Source organism: Alkalihalobacillus bogoriensis ATCC BAA-922 (assembly GCF_000621445.1).
In the GTDB taxonomy this organism is placed as follows: Bacteria; Bacillota; Bacilli; order Bacillales; family Bacillaceae_F; genus Bacillus_AO; species Bacillus_AO bogoriense.
Genome location: NZ_JHYI01000013.1, coordinates 79,626 through 96,176, shown reverse-complemented (window position 1 = coordinate 96,176; position 16,551 = coordinate 79,626). Strand labels below are relative to the sequence as shown.

At 35.6% G+C, this 16,551-nt stretch carries 20 protein-coding genes; 12 read left to right on the top strand and 8 right to left on the bottom strand.

All coding sequences use genetic code 11. From position 1 onward, the window contains the following. Window positions 1-268 precede the first annotated feature (268 nt). From T323_RS0106265 to T323_RS0106235, 7 genes are all read left to right on the top strand, one after another. Window positions 269-1,501, top strand: coding sequence for a metallophosphoesterase family protein (locus T323_RS0106265; RefSeq protein ID WP_026672509.1), 1,233 nt, complete (start codon window positions 269-271; stop codon window positions 1,499-1,501). Continuing rightward, window positions 1,498-4,416, top strand: a complete 2,919-nt coding sequence (locus T323_RS0106260) for an ATP-binding protein (protein WP_026672508.1) — start codon at window positions 1,498-1,500, stop codon at window positions 4,414-4,416. The genes T323_RS0106265 and T323_RS0106260 overlap by 4 nt, the downstream gene beginning before the upstream one ends. A gap of 180 nt (window positions 4,417-4,596) precedes the next feature. Beyond that, on the top strand, window positions 4,597-5,280 hold the full coding sequence (locus T323_RS0106255; RefSeq protein ID WP_026672507.1) for a response regulator transcription factor: 684 nt from the start codon (window positions 4,597-4,599) through the stop codon (window positions 5,278-5,280). Further along, complete coding sequence (locus tag T323_RS0106250) at window positions 5,277-6,641, top strand: sensor histidine kinase (RefSeq protein WP_026672506.1); 1,365 nt, start codon at window positions 5,277-5,279, stop codon at window positions 6,639-6,641. Before T323_RS0106255 ends, T323_RS0106250 begins: the two co-directional genes overlap by 4 nt. 85 nt (window positions 6,642-6,726) lie before the next feature. After that, complete coding sequence (gene yhaM, locus T323_RS0106245; RefSeq protein WP_026672505.1) at window positions 6,727-7,695, top strand: 3'-5' exoribonuclease YhaM; 969 nt, start codon at window positions 6,727-6,729, stop codon at window positions 7,693-7,695. A gap of 147 nt (window positions 7,696-7,842) precedes the next feature. After that, the gene (locus tag T323_RS0106240; protein WP_026672504.1) at window positions 7,843-8,070 is read left to right on the top strand and encodes a YozQ family protein; all 228 of its coding nucleotides are present in this window, start codon (window positions 7,843-7,845) and stop codon (window positions 8,068-8,070) included. Between the two features lie 107 nt (window positions 8,071-8,177). After that, the gene (locus T323_RS0106235) at window positions 8,178-8,459 is read left to right on the top strand and encodes a sporulation YhaL family protein (RefSeq protein WP_245613694.1); all 282 of its coding nucleotides are present in this window, start codon (window positions 8,178-8,180) and stop codon (window positions 8,457-8,459) included. Window positions 8,460-8,514: 55 nt separating this feature from the next. Here T323_RS0106235 and T323_RS28310 read toward each other — a convergent pair whose 3' ends face one another. Beyond that, window positions 8,515-8,616: a YjcZ family sporulation protein gene (locus tag T323_RS28310; protein WP_156942404.1), complete on the bottom strand. Its 102-nt coding sequence runs from the start codon at window positions 8,614-8,616 to the stop codon at window positions 8,515-8,517. Window positions 8,617-8,757: 141 nt separating this feature from the next. Then, window positions 8,758-9,627 carry a peptidylprolyl isomerase gene (locus T323_RS0106225; RefSeq protein ID WP_026672501.1) on the bottom strand — a complete coding sequence of 290 codons (870 nt, stop codon included), beginning with the start codon at window positions 9,625-9,627 and terminating at the stop codon, window positions 8,758-8,760. Between the two features lie 178 nt (window positions 9,628-9,805). Here T323_RS0106225 and T323_RS26130 point away from each other — a divergent pair, with 178 nt between their 5' ends. Continuing rightward, window positions 9,806-9,889 (top strand): YjcZ family sporulation protein, encoded by an 84-nt coding sequence (locus T323_RS26130; RefSeq protein ID WP_035177889.1) that lies wholly within the window; start codon window positions 9,806-9,808, stop codon window positions 9,887-9,889. 52 nt (window positions 9,890-9,941) lie between these two features. Then, window positions 9,942-10,034 (top strand): YjcZ family sporulation protein, encoded by a 93-nt coding sequence (locus T323_RS0106215; protein WP_026672500.1) that lies wholly within the window; start codon window positions 9,942-9,944, stop codon window positions 10,032-10,034. A gap of 56 nt (window positions 10,035-10,090) precedes the next feature. On the opposite strand, the gene T323_RS0106210 is transcribed toward T323_RS0106215, so the two are convergent. Beyond that, entirely contained in the window at window positions 10,091-10,270 is a 180-nt protein-coding gene (locus T323_RS0106210; protein ID WP_026672499.1) for a hypothetical protein, read from the bottom strand. Window positions 10,271-10,419: 149 nt separating this feature from the next. Here T323_RS0106210 and T323_RS0106205 point away from each other — a divergent pair, with 149 nt between their 5' ends. After that, window positions 10,420-11,007 (top strand): YpmS family protein, encoded by a 588-nt coding sequence (locus tag T323_RS0106205; protein ID WP_026672498.1) that lies wholly within the window; start codon window positions 10,420-10,422, stop codon window positions 11,005-11,007. Window positions 11,008-11,034: 27 nt separating this feature from the next. Here the strand turns inward: T323_RS0106205 and T323_RS0106200 are convergent, their stop codons facing one another. From T323_RS0106200 to T323_RS0106190, 3 genes are all read right to left on the bottom strand, one after another. After that, entirely contained in the window at window positions 11,035-11,580 is a 546-nt protein-coding gene (locus T323_RS0106200) for a DUF3267 domain-containing protein (RefSeq protein ID WP_026672497.1), read from the bottom strand. Window positions 11,581-11,734: 154 nt separating this feature from the next. After that, complete coding sequence (locus tag T323_RS0106195) at window positions 11,735-12,307, bottom strand: HTH-type transcriptional regulator Hpr (RefSeq protein ID WP_026672496.1); 573 nt, start codon at window positions 12,305-12,307, stop codon at window positions 11,735-11,737. A gap of 119 nt (window positions 12,308-12,426) precedes the next feature. Next, window positions 12,427-12,768, bottom strand: a complete 342-nt coding sequence (locus T323_RS0106190; protein ID WP_026672495.1) for a YtxH domain-containing protein — start codon at window positions 12,766-12,768, stop codon at window positions 12,427-12,429. Window positions 12,769-12,863: 95 nt separating this feature from the next. Between T323_RS0106190 and T323_RS0106185 the strand changes: the two genes are divergently transcribed. Further along, window positions 12,864-13,052, top strand: coding sequence for a hypothetical protein (locus T323_RS0106185; RefSeq protein WP_026672494.1), 189 nt, complete (start codon window positions 12,864-12,866; stop codon window positions 13,050-13,052). Window positions 13,053-13,151: 99 nt separating this feature from the next. On the opposite strand, the gene serC is transcribed toward T323_RS0106185, so the two are convergent. Further along, a complete protein-coding gene (gene serC / locus T323_RS0106180) occupies window positions 13,152-14,237 on the bottom strand; it encodes a 3-phosphoserine/phosphohydroxythreonine transaminase (protein WP_026672493.1) in 1,086 nt (361 codons plus the stop codon). A gap of 109 nt (window positions 14,238-14,346) precedes the next feature. Further along, the gene (locus tag T323_RS0106175) at window positions 14,347-14,778 is read right to left on the bottom strand and encodes an HIT family protein (protein ID WP_026672492.1); all 432 of its coding nucleotides are present in this window, start codon (window positions 14,776-14,778) and stop codon (window positions 14,347-14,349) included. 172 nt (window positions 14,779-14,950) lie between these two features. Here T323_RS0106175 and T323_RS0106170 point away from each other — a divergent pair, with 172 nt between their 5' ends. Continuing rightward, entirely contained in the window at window positions 14,951-16,534 is a 1,584-nt protein-coding gene (locus T323_RS0106170; protein ID WP_026672491.1) for a long-chain-fatty-acid--CoA ligase, read from the top strand. Window positions 16,535-16,551: the final 17 nt, after the last annotated feature.

Sequence of the window (16,551 nt, the reverse complement as noted above, 5' to 3'; positions counted from 1 at the left end):
TCCTTTCTTTGCCAAAGCTGTTACTGTCATTTTATGACTTAATTTAACTATTTATGAGACTATAAGTTTTTTTAAAAAGATAAGATAAAAATTTTGGTGTAGCAGTGAAGCTTTGAAAGCTATTTCAAGAAGAGCGAAGGCTCCGTACTTCACTTGAAAGAAAAGACGCTCCCACGTTTTTCTTATTCAAAATATAAAAGAGGAATATTTGTTCGCTTTTTGCTATAATTCAAGGAGAGCATTTTGAAAAGGCAATAGGAGGGAGAATATGGCTTCCATTCGATTTATCCATACAGCAGATGTACATTTAGATAGTCCATTTAAAGGGCTGTCACATTTACCAGAAAAAATAATAGAAAGAATAAAAGAAAGTACGTTCACCGCGTTTTCTACAGTTGTAGCAACAGCGATCGAACATAAAGTCGACTTTTTACTTATAAGTGGAGATGTATTTGATGAGCAACACCGAAGTGTACGTGCACAATTCTTTTTAAAACAACAGTTTGAGCGCCTGCAAGAAGCTAATATACAAGTGTATATCATTCATGGAAATCATGATCATCTAGCAGGGAAATGGGTGAAACTTCAATATCCATCTAATGTATTCATTTTCGGTAGCGAAATCGAGTGTGCTGTTTATGAAAAAGATGAAACAAAAGTTCATTTGTACGGGTTTAGTTACCCGAAACGAGAAGTCGTCGAAAATATGGCAGTATCCTATAAAAAAATAGGGAAGGCAGATTACCATATTGGGTTATTACATGGACAAGCAGATGGCATGTCTGGTCATTATGCTTATGCGCCATTTTCCATTGAAGATTTGGAACAAAAAAACTTTGATTATTGGGCATTAGGACATATTCATCAATTTCAACAACTAAAGTCTACTATCTTCTATTCTGGAAATATTCAAGGTAGACATCGAAACGAACAAGGAGAAAAAGGATGTCTATACATAGAGTTATCGGATAACATCATAAATCAATCGTTTGTTAAAACAGCTGATATTATATGGAATACGATAACCGTTTCAATTAGCTCGATGGAAACCGAACAAGAATTTCTTGATGAAATGATCCGTGTGAAAGAACAAGTGAGAAGAGACGATGGGAAAGGAATGCTCCTTCATCTTCTCATAATTGGAAATGGACCGTTACATTCCTTGCTTTATTCTGATAATGTAATGCAAGAAATTATTTCAGTTGTAAATGAAAATGAAGAATACGACCGATCCTTTTGTTATATAACTTCATTTGAAAAAAACACAGGAGCCGAATGGATTATCGACACATTGATTCAAAAAGAAGATTTTATTGGAGATTTTACAAGAGTAAGTGAATCTTTTTCCTTTCAGGATATTGAAAACAGCTTGAACGATTTTCAGTACCATCCGAAAATAAGAAAACGAATGGAAGGATGGTCTAAGCAAGAATATGAGGAAATAAGAAGAAAAGCTCAATCACTCGTATTAGAACAATTGGTAAAGGAGGGAAAACAATGAACATTCTTTCTTTAACGATCTATGGATTTGGGAAGTTTCAAAATCAAAATTTTGATCATTTTTCAGAAGGCTTACACCTTTTTTATGGAAAAAACGAAGCAGGAAAATCAACGATACTCGCTTTTATCCGCAGCGTATTATACGGGTTTCCGCAAAAGACAAAATCAAACCGATTTGAACCAAAAACAGGGACCACGTACGGGGGGAAAATCACGCTTTTTATTCAACACCACGGAATTGTAACAATTGAGCGAGTGAGGGGTAAAGCAGGTGGGGACGTCACGGTATATTTTGAAAATGGACAAACCGCTGGTGAGGAAAGTTTGACAGGTTTATTAGGTGGAGTTGACCGGACGAGTTTTTATGGGATTTTTACATTTAATCTCTCAGATTTACAAGGATTAGACCAATTAGACAAAAAAGAATGGGCCCAATACTTACATGGTGTAAGTGTGGCAGGTCGAGTCTCGATTACAGACTTGGAAAAGCAAATTGTAAAAAAACAACAAGAATTATTTAAACCAAGTGGAAAAAAGCCCCTTATTAATGAAACATTAGGGCAAATAGAAGCGATTGAACGAAAAATTTATGAAAAAGAGAAGGACTTAGAATCCTATCAGTTGTTACAAGTGACAGAAAAACAAATCGAAGAGAACCTCCAATCTGTGAAGGAAAAACGAATTACATGTCTAGCAAAAATAAAGGAATATGAAAAACTATCTATCCTTGCTCCATTGCTTCGAAAACGAGCGTATCTTGAAGCTGAATTAGCAGTACTACCCAAAATTGAGCAGTTTCCAGTACATGGTGTCGAGCAGTTCGAACAACTTTTGTACCAAAGAAGTTTAATTGAAGAAAAGAAAATCGAACTGAAACAAAAAAGAAAAAGTGTAAACGAAACCATTCAGTTGAATAAACCAAATGAAAAACTTTTGGAAGTAGCAGATAAAATTGAAGCCGTAAAAGAAGATGTAAAACTTTACGAGATTTGGAAAAGAGAAAAGCAAGCACTAACGATAACGATGGAACAGGAACAACAAAAGTGGGAAGAAATTCAAATGAATGTAGGGCAGCATTGGACAAAAGAAAAAGTAATGGCATGTGACACAAGTATTGAAGTGAAAGATTCTTTACGCCAATTAAATAAGGAACAGCGCAGGCTTGAAGATAGGAAATATTACCTAGATTCAGAACTGCAAAAAAGACAACTTCTACTAGAAGAACATGAAAAAGAATTTAGTCAATGCAAAGAAGAACAGCTTCCCACTGGATATCGAATAGAGTTAGAGAACAAAAGAAAAAGCTGGGTTGAATTCGAGAACTCAAAACAAAGAGAGCGTGAACATGAAGAAACATATAAAATCGTCCTTACTCAACTGGAGCAAGCTAGGAAGAGAAAGAAACGATTATTTTTACCGTTAAGTGTCTTTTTCTGCTTAATTGCTGTTTATAGCTTCTTACAAGAGCAATGGTTATTGTTTTTTGTTGCTTTAAGTAGTTCGATTGCGTTCTTCGTTGCAAGTGTCGAAAAGAAAAATCAAATAGAATCAAAAGCCAAAAAGGAAGAATCGTTCCGAGAAGACTTGGCTGATATTGAAAATGTATTGAATTATGATGACGCTGTTAAAGAGCGACTTTTATTTCTTGAAAAGAAACTTCAGCTTGAACAACAACATTATACCCATCTATGTAATCAACTAGATGAGTGTGAATATGAGCAATCTGTCATCCTTCAAAAAATAGAAATTTGGTGCCAAGAAAATGGCTATGATGTGCAAACAAAAAGTGAGCTTTTGTTGGCAATCGTGTCATTAATCGAAGAGGGGAAAAAAGTCTTGGCTCAACTGAAACGAGACGAACAGAGATTGCATGACCTGTCATCCTACATATTATCGTTAGAGAAATCGGTAGAAGTTCTAGCAAGCAAAGTTGGGATCGAGTTTGAAAATGTGACAAAAACAGTTTTCATTTTATTTGACCAGCTTGAAAATGAAAAGGAAAAAAGAAGAGCCGAACATCAAGCAACCGATATCATCAATGGACTAAACGAAGACATTCGCATTCTTTTAGAAAAGGAAACATTGATTCAAAACCAAATCGAAACCCTTCTTCACAAAGCAAATGTGCAAAAAGAGGATGAGTTTCAAAAAAAAGGAGTTCAAATTGCTAAGGCAAAAAAGTATAACGATGAACTTGAGTTTATAACATCACAATTGTCTGAGTTAGTGGAAAGCGAAGATGAAATCCATTATTATATTCAGTTGCTACAGCAAGAAAAGGATTATGAAAATCAGAAACAACAGCTTGAAGAACTAGTAGCTGAAGTGGAAAAAGAAGAAAAAGAGGAACGGGAACGTTTAATACGAAATACACAACAAATGGAACAACTCCAATCAGAAAGGGAGCTAGCATCACTTGTTCAAGAGCTCGAATTAAAAAAAGCCAGACTTCTGGAACAAGCCAAAAACTGGTCAGTATATCGCCTGGCTCAAGAGATGTTGGAAAAAACAAAAGAAATCTATGAAAATGAACGACAACCAGAGGTCATGAAACAGGCATCTGCCTATTTTTCTGCGATGACAGCTGGACGATATCAACGTATTTTTGCGCCAATGGATAAACAGATGATAGTAGTAGAACGACAAGATGGTCTTCGTTTCTCACCTGAAGAATTAAGTCGTGGCACCGCAGAACAATTATATATATCGATTCGGTTTGCCTTAGCGATGACATATGAGTCCAATGACCCGTTCCCGCTTATTCTCGATGACATCTTTGTTAATTTCGATGATGAGCGAAAACAAGCGATTGTAACGATTATTGAAGAGTTAGCTCAAAAAAGACAAGTGTTGTTTTTTACCTGTCATGACAATGTTAAGGAGCTATTTGTGAAAAAGGATGTAATCACTTTGTAATGTCAACAAAATTTCTTTATTATTTTCATAAACTTTGCTAGAATAATCAGAAGAATAAAGGAGAAATACAGAAAAAAGAGTAACCGCAGCGGTTATTATAGGTTTTTTCTGCACCGTTTGTTCGATAAAAAAATTGTGTCTCCTGTTTTACCATTGAATAGAAAGTAGGAGGATTTTTCTATGAGTCAATTTATCGTGCATTTAGTAGAAGATGAGCAAAATTTAGTTGAGATTATTAAAGCGTATTTAGAAAAAGAAGGTTGGACTGTTAAAACATTTACAGATGGTTCAAAAGCACAGGAAGCAATTAGTGAAAAACCACATTTGTGGATACTAGATATTATGTTACCTGGTACAGATGGTTATCAATTATTAAAAGAAATTAAAGAGCACGGAGACACACCAGTTATCTTTATTTCAGCTCGAGACCAAGATTTAGATCGAGTATTAGGGTTAGAAATGGGAAGCGATGATTATTTAGCAAAACCATTTTTACCACAAGAGTTAGTCATCCGTGCCAAAAAACTATTAGCTCGTATTTATGGTACGTCACAAACGGAAACAAGAAAGATTGAATTAAATGATTATAGTATTGATCCTGTTGCACGGACAGTCTATGATAAAAGGTCAAATGATACAGATGCTGTTGATTTAACGACGAAAGAAATGGATTTAATTTTATTATTGACCGGACAAATTGGAAAAGCATTTTCAAGAGAAACGATCATTGAACATGTATGGGGTGAAAACTACTACGGTTCAGAGCGAGCCGTTGATGATGTTGTTCGTCGTGTGCGGAAAAAGATGCCAAGAATTCACTTAGAAACATTATATGGATACGGGTATAGGGTTCTTTCTTCATGATTCGTGTGAATTTAACGCAACGAATTTGGTTGTCGTTTATCTCTTTAATTGTCCTTGTTGGTTTATCGATTATTATTATTTATCCAATATCGATTAAAGGAACGTTAACAGATGAAACTTATCGAATTATTGAGTATGAGCAAGCGCGCTACCATATGACGAGAGACTTTACAGAGGACCCACCAGATTCAGATTTAAATTTTGTTGAAAGAAGAGAGGCTATCCGCTCGGTTTTTCACCTTTATATTATTAATAACTTTGGAACGTTACAGGAGAACATTCCCCAGGAAGTGTTAGCAGAGATGACGGCTAATGCTCGTGACCAAGAACAAACGAGTGGGCGGTATGAACTGACTTATGGTGGAGCAACGTTGTTTTATGTTGTGACAAAAGTGAAAGCAACAGATACAGAAATGTTTGCCATTTCTTATATGTGGGATACTTATCGAGATCAAATGGTGAATCGGCTATGGGAAAGGCTTGTTTATATTTTACTTTTAACGAGTGTATTAAGTTTGCTTCCTGCTATTTATTTAAAACATTATTTACGTCATCCTTTAATCATATTAGGAAATCATTTTGAACAAATTGCAAAGCGAAATTGGCAGGAACCGTTTAAGTGGGAAGGTGATGAAGACTTCCAAAAATTATCCGACCAATTCGAGAAAATGCGGCAAAATTTAATGAGATATGACCGCGCTCAAAAAACTTTTATTCAACATGCTTCACATGAATTAAAGACGCCGATTATGGTCATTAAAAGCTATGCTCAATCTGTGAAAGATGGAATTCTTCCAAAAGAAAATATTGAAAGTACGATGAACGTCATTATGGAAGAATCAAATCGCATGGAACAACGTGTCAAAGATATGATTTATTATACAAAGCTTGATTCATTAAAAGATGAAAAAGCGAATCATGAAAACATAACCTTTGGTGAAATTGCCTTTCATATTGAAGAACGCTTTCGGATGCAACGAGAAGAAATTCGCTTCATTATAGAAGGCGCAGATATTCGTTTCAAAGGAGATTACGAACAGCTTCAAGTGATGCTAGAAAACTTTGTTGAAAATGCGTTGCGTTATGCAGAAAGTCGAATTTGGATTCGTGCAGAAGTAAAAGACAAGGATGTTCATATTTCTGTAGAAAATGATGGAGACCATATCGCAGAATCGGAATTGGCAACGATATTTGCTCCTTTTCATAAAGGCAATAAAGGTCAATTTGGGTTAGGATTAGCGATTGTAAAACGAATCGCTGAACTTCATTTTGGCTATACATTTGCACAAAATACAGACGATGGAGTAAAGTTTACCGTTTGTATTCCGAAAGAACAGCAAACAAAGAAAAAACAATCATAATGAAACAGTGAATTGGGTGTCTAGTATAGACGCCCTTCTTTTCTCTGTTATACTTAAAAGACAAGGATAAAAGGCAGGTGAGGAAATGAGTAAAGGAATTGCTCATTATCAAGTTGGATCGTCAATTGAACATTATTTTCTTATTAAAAGCGTGACAAAAGGGATGGCCAGTAATGGCAAGCCGTTTTTAACATTAATCTTAAGTGACCATACTGGAGAAATTGAAGCAAAGCTATGGGCATGTTCTCCTGAAGATGAAGCTACATTTGTGAGTAAAACGATAGTGCATATTCATGGCGATATTTCAGAGTATCGTGGTAGACATCAACTAAAAATTAATAATATACGCCCGACTTCGCCGATGGATAATGTGAAAATCGCAGACTTTGTGAAATCGGCTCCTCTGCATCCAGAAGATATGTTGAGTAAAATTACGCAATATATATTTGAAATGGAAAATGCAAATATCCAACGTATAACAAGACATTTAGTAAAAAAATATCAAACACAATTTTTAGAAGTCCCTGCAGCAACGAAAAACCATCATGAATTTGTATCAGGACTTGCTTACCATGTTGTTAGTATGCTCGATTTAGCGCAAGCAATTACAAAATTATATCCAAGTCTAGATGCGGATTTATTATATGCAGGTGTCATTTTGCATGATTTAGGGAAAGTCAAAGAATTATCAGGTGCGATTGATACAACATATACACTTGAAGGGAAATTATTAGGACATATTACTATTATGGTTAATGAGATTGCAGAAGCGGCCAAAGAGCTTGAAATCGATGGTGAGGAAATTTTAATTCTTCAGCATATGGTACTAAGTCATCATGGCAAAGGCGAATGGGGGAGTCCAAAACCTCCATTAGTGAAAGAAGCTGAAATCCTTCACATGATTGACAATATTGATGCAAAAATGAATATGATGGATAGAGTCCTTGAGCGTGTCCAGCCAGGAGACTTTACCGAAAGAGTAATGGCGCTTGAGCATCGCTCTTTATATAAACCAACATTCCATGAACAGCCATTACCGTTGCCAAATAAATAACAAAACCAACCGCCTCCTTTATGAGAAAGGGGGCGGTTGTTTATTCATAGAAGTCATAAAATGCTTCTTAGTCCGATATAGGCTTTTTTCATGTTTACATATTTTTCTTCGCCAAGAAACACACTAACGATAAAAGGAGGGATAACAATGGATAAGGTCACAAAAAAGGATAGTGCAGAAGTGGCAACAAACTCATATGACCCAAAGGATTATAATAGCGAGAAACAAGTGGATAAAGGTCTTGCCATTACCCATGAACAAGTAAGTGACGATTATGTAGAAGGAACGATTGATGGGGAAATTGATGAGTACCGTGGAAAAGACATCGACCTTCCACGTGGAGGGTTTGAAGAAAAAAATCTTACAGAAAAATAACGAAAACAAAAGTCAAAGGGAAAACCTTTGGCTTTTTATACATATGTCCAAAAGACAAGCATATGCATAGAATAACGGTTATTAATTTATTGGAGAGGGTGTGCAGGATGGAAAATGTACTTAAAAAAAGAGGGCTAATGATTGGATTACTCGTTCTTGCGGTTGCTATTTATTTTATGAGTGGATCGTCCCTGCCTGTATTGTTTACTAGTGGTCCGCTATGGACGTACCTCGTCATTATAGGCATTATCGGTAGCGGGTATATGGCAGTGAAATATACACTTGAAGATAGAAAAATCGATGAAGAATGGATTGAACAAGAAGGTCAAGTGTATATGGAGCGATTAGAAGAAGCGAAAAAAAAGAAAAATAAAACAAAATTATCGTAAAAAAAGAGGGGTCTAGCTCAGTTCAATAACGGAGCAGACACCCTCTTCCTGTTTCTTAATAGAAGAAAGTGGCACCAACAATAACAAGAAGAATAAATAAAACGACAATAAGAGTAAAGTCTGATCCAAACCCAAAACCTGCTGCTGGAGTTGTCATAGGTAAAACATCCTTTCCTTGTGTAAATATCATGTTCTACTACATACACTATGCAGGTGGAAAAAAGATGTTTGGGCTTTGGGGCAACTTTTTTAAAAAGGAAAAAGCAGTAAAAGGAACCGTCCTTTTACTGCTTTCATATTAGTCTAAAATTCCTTTGAATTGTGGGTCTTTAATGTCAATCTTTGCATCTTCAAGCAATTGAGCAAAAATTTCTTCAGGGGTTTTAGCAAGTTCATATTCAATCGCTTCACGAATATCTTCTAATGAAGGAGTGATTTTATCTGTTACATTAATAATGTGGAATCCAAATTGTGATTCTACTGGGTCACTAATTTCGCCTGGTTCTAGAGCAAACGCAGCACCTTCGAATTCAGGAACCATAGCACCTTTACCGAATGTACCTAAATCTCCACCTTGGTCAGCGGATCCTTCGTCATTTGAGTATTCTTTTGCAAGGTCTGCAAAATCTTCACCCTCATTTAGTTTATCTAACACTTCATTTGCCGTTTCCATGTCTTCTACTAAAATATGGCGTGCTTCCACTTCTGTATATTGGTCTTTGTTTTCTTCATAATGAGCTTCAATGCTTTCCTCTGTTACGCCCTCTCTAGAAAGACGGTCCATTGCAACTTGAGGGAAGAGATAATCTTCTTTAAATTGTTCAATGCTGTCAACTGGCAATTGGTATGTTGATTTTAGCATTTCCAATAATTCGTCATCATCCGTTACACCAAAGCCTTCTTTTAGTGTATTATACTCTTCATCAACTTCTTCATCCGTTATATTTAAAGTTTCTGCTTTAGCTACAATTACTTGTTGTTGAATTAATTGACGTAAATGTTGTTCGCCATAATTATCTTTTAATTCTTGTAGAAAGTCTTCCGTCGTAATTGTATAGCCGTCAATGTCAACTAGGGTAGTTCCAGTTCCTGCTTCGTTGTTGTCCGCACACCCTGCTAACAATAAAGCTCCAGTCAGTGCAAATGTTGTAATCATCTTTTTATTCATTGCTTGTCCACTCCTCAATCAAAATCAAATAAAACCTATATAAAGGTAACAAGGTCTACTATAACATATCTGTCAACGAAATGCATGTTGATTCCTATGTAAAATTAAGTGATTCGCCTAGTACGAATAAGAAAGTGTTGCATATGATACAGTAACGAAGCAAAGAGGAGGTGTTAAGATGACTCACGCATACCACGGTGGCTTTGCGTTAATCGTCGTATTGTTCATCTTATTAATCATCGTCGGTGCTTCTTGGTACTAAGGGTTTTTTAACCTTTAAAAAAAATTCAACTTTATTTAAAGGAGGTCCTATCATGAGCCACGCATACACTGGAGGTTTCGCGTTACTAGTTGTATTATTCATCTTGCTTGTTATTATCGGAGCAAGCTGGGGATATGGATACTAATAAATAAGGTGAAATTAAAAGGAAGAAGTGTCTCCACTTCTTCCTTTTTGTTATGTTTACGTAAATAAAATTTTTACATACGTTGAAGTTAATAAGATGGTCAAAAGCACGTTAATGGTACGAAACACCTTTGGTTGTCTTTCTTCAGGAATTTCTTTTTGAAGACAAAGCGCATTTGTCATAGAATTAATGGTAAACAATATAAAAGAAGCAAATAGACCAAAAAAGAAAAGCATACTAGGCCTCCAATTCATCTGCGTAACTAGGACGAGTTTTTATCTATTGATAATATTAACTTTAACAAAAGTTGAAAAAAAAAGATACTATTTAGGTACTTTTTTATTTTTCAAAATCTTGTAAAATAGAATACTAGAGAGGTGATAGTTTGAAATTTCAAGAAATCAATCGATGGAAGTTTGCTTTTTTTACGTTATTAGGACTGGTTATTTTGGTGTTCATCATTGCCGTCATTGCATTTAATCGATTATTTCCTTCAATTGAAGAAACAGAGTGGTCGATTTCTCCAAATGAGGGAAGTGCCGTTTTTACGATTCATACGACTCGTGATGATTTAAACCAATTTTTAGCAACGATGGTCGAACAAATGCCGGAAGAAAATGTTCCATACGAAGTGACGTTAGAAAAGCAACATATCCAATTTAATTCTTCCCTTTCGCTTTTAGGGAATAATGTGCCGATGGAAGTGTATTTGAAACCAGAAGTTCATGATAATGGAGATTTAATATTGGAAGTCAATTCTTTTTCGTTAGGCATTTTTCAAATACCAAGCCAACAAATTCTTCAGCTTGCGAAAAATTATGTAGAATTACCAGAGTGGGTTCATATCCATCCATCTGACAATCGAGTCCATTTGAATGTTAATGAAATGGACAATCCTTATGGGGCCGTTATTGCATTTACAAAATTTGATTTGCTGCAAGATGAAATTGAATTAGAAGTACGAATAAAATGACGGGACAATAGAGTCTATGCTACTGCATCAGACTCTATTGCTTTTGATTAAAATATGAAAGCCTTCTTTATGGTCAGAAATGAACGCTTCTTTTGGGGCTCGAGTAACTTGCATCGCATATAAAATATCGTACACACTTAATCCGAAGTTTACAGATGCTAATATTGAAAAGTAGTGAAGATGAGCTGGTGATAAATAAGCACCAACACAGCAAATGAACGTGATAATAAACACCGGAAATAGTGTTGAAATAAGACATACATTTCTCGGTAGCGGTTCAATAATATGACAAAATAATTTAGGGATACGATTTGTTTTTGCCCATTCAATTTTCGCTTTTTTTCCAATCATCCAAATCGGAACACAGTGTAATAATTTATGAACGATAAATAGGACAGGAATGCCAATGAGTAGCGGTAGAACCCCATACTCCATATAGGGAGGAGTAGGGATGATGGAACTTAATAGTAAATAAAAAAATAAGAAAAATCCGATTATCGAAGAAAACGAAATTAAGGAAAGGCGAGTCGATCCATAGTCTCGTGATATATTAATTGACTTCCAGCAGTTCATGTTATGGTACCTCCTCTTTCTATCCCCTGAATAATTTACGCTTTTTTTTCTAAGAAATCAATAGGCAAAAAGATAATTAAACAAAAAAAGTATCTTAAAAGGATTTTTTTCTTCAGTCCTTTTAAGATACTTAGTTTTTAGCTTCATAATTCTGTTATTTCATTCCCGCTGGCGCTTTTAATTTTAATGTTCCTTTATCATCAGTGAAGTCTTGTTCAAACTTCTCCATTGATTGCTCAAAAGTTTGAATGAACTCTGGTCCATAGACATGACGGACGATACTAATAAGCTCAGAAAATTCAGGAAATTTACCATACAAATCTTTAATCGGTAAAGCTCCACCATAAATCGAGTATGTGCTTGGGTTATATTGCTCTAATGTTTTTAATAATAGTTCTTCACCTTGTTTTGTTAAATACACATATGTGTTCCTTTTATCATCTTCCTTTTTGGAAAATGATAAATATCCACGTTCTTCTAATTTTTTGGAGAAATTAAACGCGGTTGACACATGCATCACTCCAAATTGTGCGATATCTGAAATCGAAGCCCCTTCTAAGTTATAGGAGAGCCATAAAATATGATGTTCATTGATGTTCAAGTCAAATGGCTTGATCCAATTTTGCCAATCCTTCTCCACTGATTTCCACAATGCCTTACTTAACTGGGCTACTTTATGACTGAACATGATGGACTGTACGATGGAATACGTATTGTTTTGGTCCATATCTCTCCCCCACTACTGTTTTTTCAATTTCTATTTTCTTTCTATTATGACAAGTTTTATCGCTATAATAAAGACCTAGTTTTACTTTTTTACAAAAATATTTTTTTACTAGTAAAATGTCAAAGATTTGTTTTTTCCAATGTCTGTCTTAATTGTTCAATATCGTGCTCAAGTTTTTGTATAGTGGGGTCGACGTCTGTTTTCCATTCTTGTACAGAGTCTTTAATATCATTTGAAACTTGTTTTGCAACGACAGAACCTTCTTGGATTGAAGTTTTAACATTTTCTTTAATGGCGATTGTTTGTGCTTTTGTTGTTTGCCAATTTTTCTTTAACTCATTTATGTTTTTTGAGGCTTTTTGTTGGAATTCAGTCCCAGATTGTGGTGTATACAATAGCGTAGCGACACTGGCAAGTACGCCTCCTGTTAAAAATCCAAGCAAAGCAGCTTTTTTATTCATTGATTTACTCCTTTCTTTATATGTGCCTATTGATTTATGATAGCTCATCATACTATTTACCTTCCTACATATATATAAGTAAGGAGGGGGAATGGATGAGCGGTTTAATTTTTGGATTATTGTCAGGAGCTATTCTATTATGTTATGGGTCATACCACACAATCAAAACTTCTCGCATGACAACAAACCGTGATGAACAAAAAAAGTGGAAACAATACGCAATGAAACTAGCGTTATTATGCATTCTTTTCCTGCTCTTAGCGATAGGACTTATTTATCTGTAACGATAATAAAATTTTAACAAAACACCGCTCAGAAGGAGCGGTGTTTTAATCTTCTTTTAGAGCGTAACATGTTTCTCATACAAACCGCCAAGAGTATTGTTATGAATGGATGCGTTTGAACTCAACCATAAACTTCCGTAGAGCTTCACAAGCTTCAACAGGAACAGCATTATACGTAGAGGCTCTACAGCCACCAATCGAGCGGTGTCCGTTTAATCCAACAAATCCTTTTTCCTTTGCTTCTTGTAAAAATTTCTTGTTTAATTCATCAGATGGTAAATTAAACGTAATATTCATAAGCGAGCGACTTCCTTGTTCAGCATGTCCACGATAAAAACCGGAGCTTTCATCAATCGCATCATAAATGAGCTTTGCTTTTGCTTCATTTTGCTTAGCAATCGCGGTTGTCCCACCTTTTTCTTTTACCCATGCTAGCACTTGACTAAGCATATAAATCGCAAAAGTAGGAGGTGTATTGTAAAGAGAATTCGATTTAGATTGTGTATCATACCGTAGCATTGTCGGTAAATGATCCGGTGTCCGTTCGTGTAAATCTTTTCTTATAATAACAACAGTCACACCAGAAGGACCTAAGTTCTTTTGTGCTCCAGCATAAATGAGACCAAACTCAGATACTGGGATCGGGCGGCTTAAAATATCACTAGACATATCAGCAATAAGAGGAATAGAAAGTCCAGTAGGATATGTTTTCCACTGTGTTCCATATATCGTATTATTCGATGTAATATGCAAATAAGCATCATCATTTGAATAGTCAATGTTTGCAATAGAAGGAATGGTTGAATAACCAGCTTCTTTCGTACTTGCTCCAATTTTCGTTTCCCCAATAAATTTCGCTTCTTTTACTGCTTTTTCAGACCAAGACCCTGTTAGAACATAATTAGCCGTTTGTTCTTTTCCTAAAAAGTTCATTGGAATCATAGCAAATTGAAGGCTAGCGCCGCCTTGCATAAAAAGCACATCGTAATTGTCTGGAATTTCAAGTAATTCTCTAAGTAATTGCTGGGCATCTTCATGGACTTGGTCATATTCTTTACTGCGATGACTAAGCTCCATGACTGACATTCCTGTTTCTTTAAAGTTCACTAACTCTTTTTGTGCCAACTGTAACACGTCAAGAGGTAATGCAGAAGGACCTGCATTAAAATTATAAGCGCGTTCCAAAGCTCTCCACTCCTTTAGTTCTCTACTACTTTTATTCGTAAAAGTTAATCATAATGTATCATGAGAAAGAACGATAATCTATTATTTTTTTGATTATTTTCAAAATTGACTAATTTATTGCTTTTGCAATCGATGATGCGATGTTATGAAGCTGTTCTGGCTTATATTCACTGCTATGATCTTTCCATACAGCACCAAAGCCATCTCCTTCACCGTAACGAGGAATAAGGTGGAGGTGGTAATGAAAAACACTTTGTCCCGCAGCTTCGCCATTATTATTGACAATATTTAAGCCAAGGGGCTTAAATTCTTTTTTTATTGCATTTGCTATTTTCGGCACGACAGAAAATAAATGAGCGGCAATATCTTCTGGGAGTTCAAAAATATTCTCTATGTGTGTTTTCGGAATGATAAGCGTGTGCCCTTTCGTTACTTGACTAATATCTAGAAAAGCAAGAACGTACTGATCTTCATAGACTTTCGCAGCAGGTATTTCTCCTTTAACAATTTTACAAAAAATACAGTTTGGATCAAATGGCATTGGAATCATCCTTTCTTGTTCTAATTTGGTATTATTTACATTTTAGCATATAGACATACATGTTGCGACAGAAGGAAAATCCCGTCAAACGTAGAAGGAAAGAAAAAAGAAAAAGGGAATATGTTTAAAGTAAGTATTTATTGAAACTACAAGAAAGAGGAGGAGAAATATTATGCATGTACCGTTACTCGTTACCGATTTTCTTGACCGTGCTGTTCGATTATATGGGGAGAGACTAGCAATTATTGAAGACAGTAGAAGTTTCACTTATGCACAAATGGCAGCTCGAGTGAATCAATTATCGAATAGTTTGAAAGCGTTATCAATTAACAAAGGGGATAAAGTAGCGTATCTCGCACCAAATACAGTAGAAATGTTTGAAGGTTTTTATGGAGTATATCAAGTCGGTGCAATTATGACACCGTTAAACACAAGGTTAAAGCCAGAAGATTATTTATTTATTTTAAATCATAGTGAAAGCAAAGTTTTATTTGTAGATGAAGATCTTTACTCGTTAATTGAACCGATTAGAGCCAAACTAGAAACGGTGAAAACGATTATTGTTCATGGGAAAACAGGGATAGAAGATTGTATTTCTTATGATGCATGGTTAGCTTCTTTTCCTTCTTATCCATTTGAACGTGAAGAAATAGAGGAAACAGAAATTGCAAGTTTGCTTTACACGAGTGGAACGACAGGGAATCCAAAAGGAGTAATGATTTCTCATCGGTCTAATTATTTGCATTCATTAAGTACGATGCACCATTTAAAAATAAGTGATCAAGATACACTCCTCCATATTTTGCCGATGTTTCATGCGAACGGATGGGGATCTCCTTTTTATTATACGGCAAATGGTGCGACCCAAGTGATGGTAAAGAAAATTGAACCAGAAACGATTTTTCAAAAACTAGCCGAATATGGTGTGACCATTGCTCATATGGCCCCTACTGTATTAAATATGCTATTAGAATATTATGATAAACACTCACCAAACATTGAACAAAAGTTACGTGTAGTCATTGCAGGTTCAGCCCCGCCACCAGCATTTGTGAGGAGAGTGGAAGAAAACTTAGGATGGGAGTTTATCCAAGTATACGGAATGACAGAGCTGTCGCCTTTAATTACCGCTTCGTACGTTCGCTCTCATTACGAAGATATTTCTAAAGAAGAACAATATCGACTAAAGGCAAAAGCTGGATTTGAAATGATCGGAACAAGAGTGAAAGTCGTAGATGAAAAAGGAGTTGAAATCCAAAAAGATGGGAAAGCGATTGGTGAAATTATAACGCGTACAAATGGCGTGATGGAAGGGTATTGGAAAAATGAACAGGCCACAATGGAAACGATTAAAGATGGCTGGCTTTATACAGGCGATATGGCGACTGTAGATGAAAAAGGATATATTGACATTGTGGACCGAAAAAAAGATGTTATCATTAGCGGCGGCGAAAATATTTCTTCGATAGAAGTGGAAAGTATGTTATATGAACATAAAGCTGTGTTAGAGGCAGCTGTGATTGCTATTCCTCATGAAAAATGGGGAGAAGTCCCACACGCTGTTGTTGTGATAAGAGAAGGATATGAGACTACAGAAGAAGAGCTTATCGAATTTACTAGAGCAAGATTAGCTCATTTTAAAGCACCAAAATCCATTTCATTTGTTGAAGAATTACCTAAAACAGCCTCAGGGAAAATTCAAAAAGTCCAAATTCGAAAACAATTTTGGAATGAGAGTGAACGGTTCGTCAATTAAGTTTCAATAGTGAGAGA

Coding starts and splice junctions, on each gene's coding strand:
- T323_RS0106265 (WP_026672509.1), top strand. CDS start 269: ATGGCTTCCATTCGATTTATCCATACAGCAGATGTACATTTAGATAGT.
- T323_RS0106260 (WP_026672508.1), top strand. CDS start 1,498: ATGAACATTCTTTCTTTAACGATCTATGGATTTGGGAAGTTTCAAAAT.
- T323_RS0106255 (WP_026672507.1), top strand. CDS start 4,597: ATGAGTCAATTTATCGTGCATTTAGTAGAAGATGAGCAAAATTTAGTT.
- T323_RS0106250 (WP_026672506.1), top strand. CDS start 5,277: ATGATTCGTGTGAATTTAACGCAACGAATTTGGTTGTCGTTTATCTCT.
- yhaM (WP_026672505.1), top strand. CDS start 6,727: ATGAGTAAAGGAATTGCTCATTATCAAGTTGGATCGTCAATTGAACAT.
- T323_RS0106240 (WP_026672504.1), top strand. CDS start 7,843: ATGGATAAGGTCACAAAAAAGGATAGTGCAGAAGTGGCAACAAACTCA.
- T323_RS0106235 (WP_245613694.1), top strand. CDS start 8,178: ATGGAAAATGTACTTAAAAAAAGAGGGCTAATGATTGGATTACTCGTT.
- T323_RS28310 (WP_156942404.1), bottom strand. CDS start 8,616: ATGACAACTCCAGCAGCAGGTTTTGGGTTTGGATCAGACTTTACTCTT.
- T323_RS0106225 (WP_026672501.1), bottom strand. CDS start 9,627: ATGAATAAAAAGATGATTACAACATTTGCACTGACTGGAGCTTTATTG.
- T323_RS26130 (WP_035177889.1), top strand. CDS start 9,806: ATGACTCACGCATACCACGGTGGCTTTGCGTTAATCGTCGTATTGTTC.
- T323_RS0106215 (WP_026672500.1), top strand. CDS start 9,942: ATGAGCCACGCATACACTGGAGGTTTCGCGTTACTAGTTGTATTATTC.
- T323_RS0106210 (WP_026672499.1), bottom strand. CDS start 10,270: ATGCTTTTCTTTTTTGGTCTATTTGCTTCTTTTATATTGTTTACCATT.
- T323_RS0106200 (WP_026672497.1), bottom strand. CDS start 11,580: ATGAACTGCTGGAAGTCAATTAATATATCACGAGACTATGGATCGACT.
- T323_RS0106195 (WP_026672496.1), bottom strand. CDS start 12,307: ATGGACCAAAACAATACGTATTCCATCGTACAGTCCATCATGTTCAGT.
- T323_RS0106190 (WP_026672495.1), bottom strand. CDS start 12,768: ATGAATAAAAAAGCTGCTTTGCTTGGATTTTTAACAGGAGGCGTACTT.
- T323_RS0106185 (WP_026672494.1), top strand. CDS start 12,864: ATGAGCGGTTTAATTTTTGGATTATTGTCAGGAGCTATTCTATTATGT.
- T323_RS0106175 (WP_026672492.1), bottom strand. CDS start 14,778: ATGCCATTTGATCCAAACTGTATTTTTTGTAAAATTGTTAAAGGAGAA.
- T323_RS0106170 (WP_026672491.1), top strand. CDS start 14,951: ATGCATGTACCGTTACTCGTTACCGATTTTCTTGACCGTGCTGTTCGA.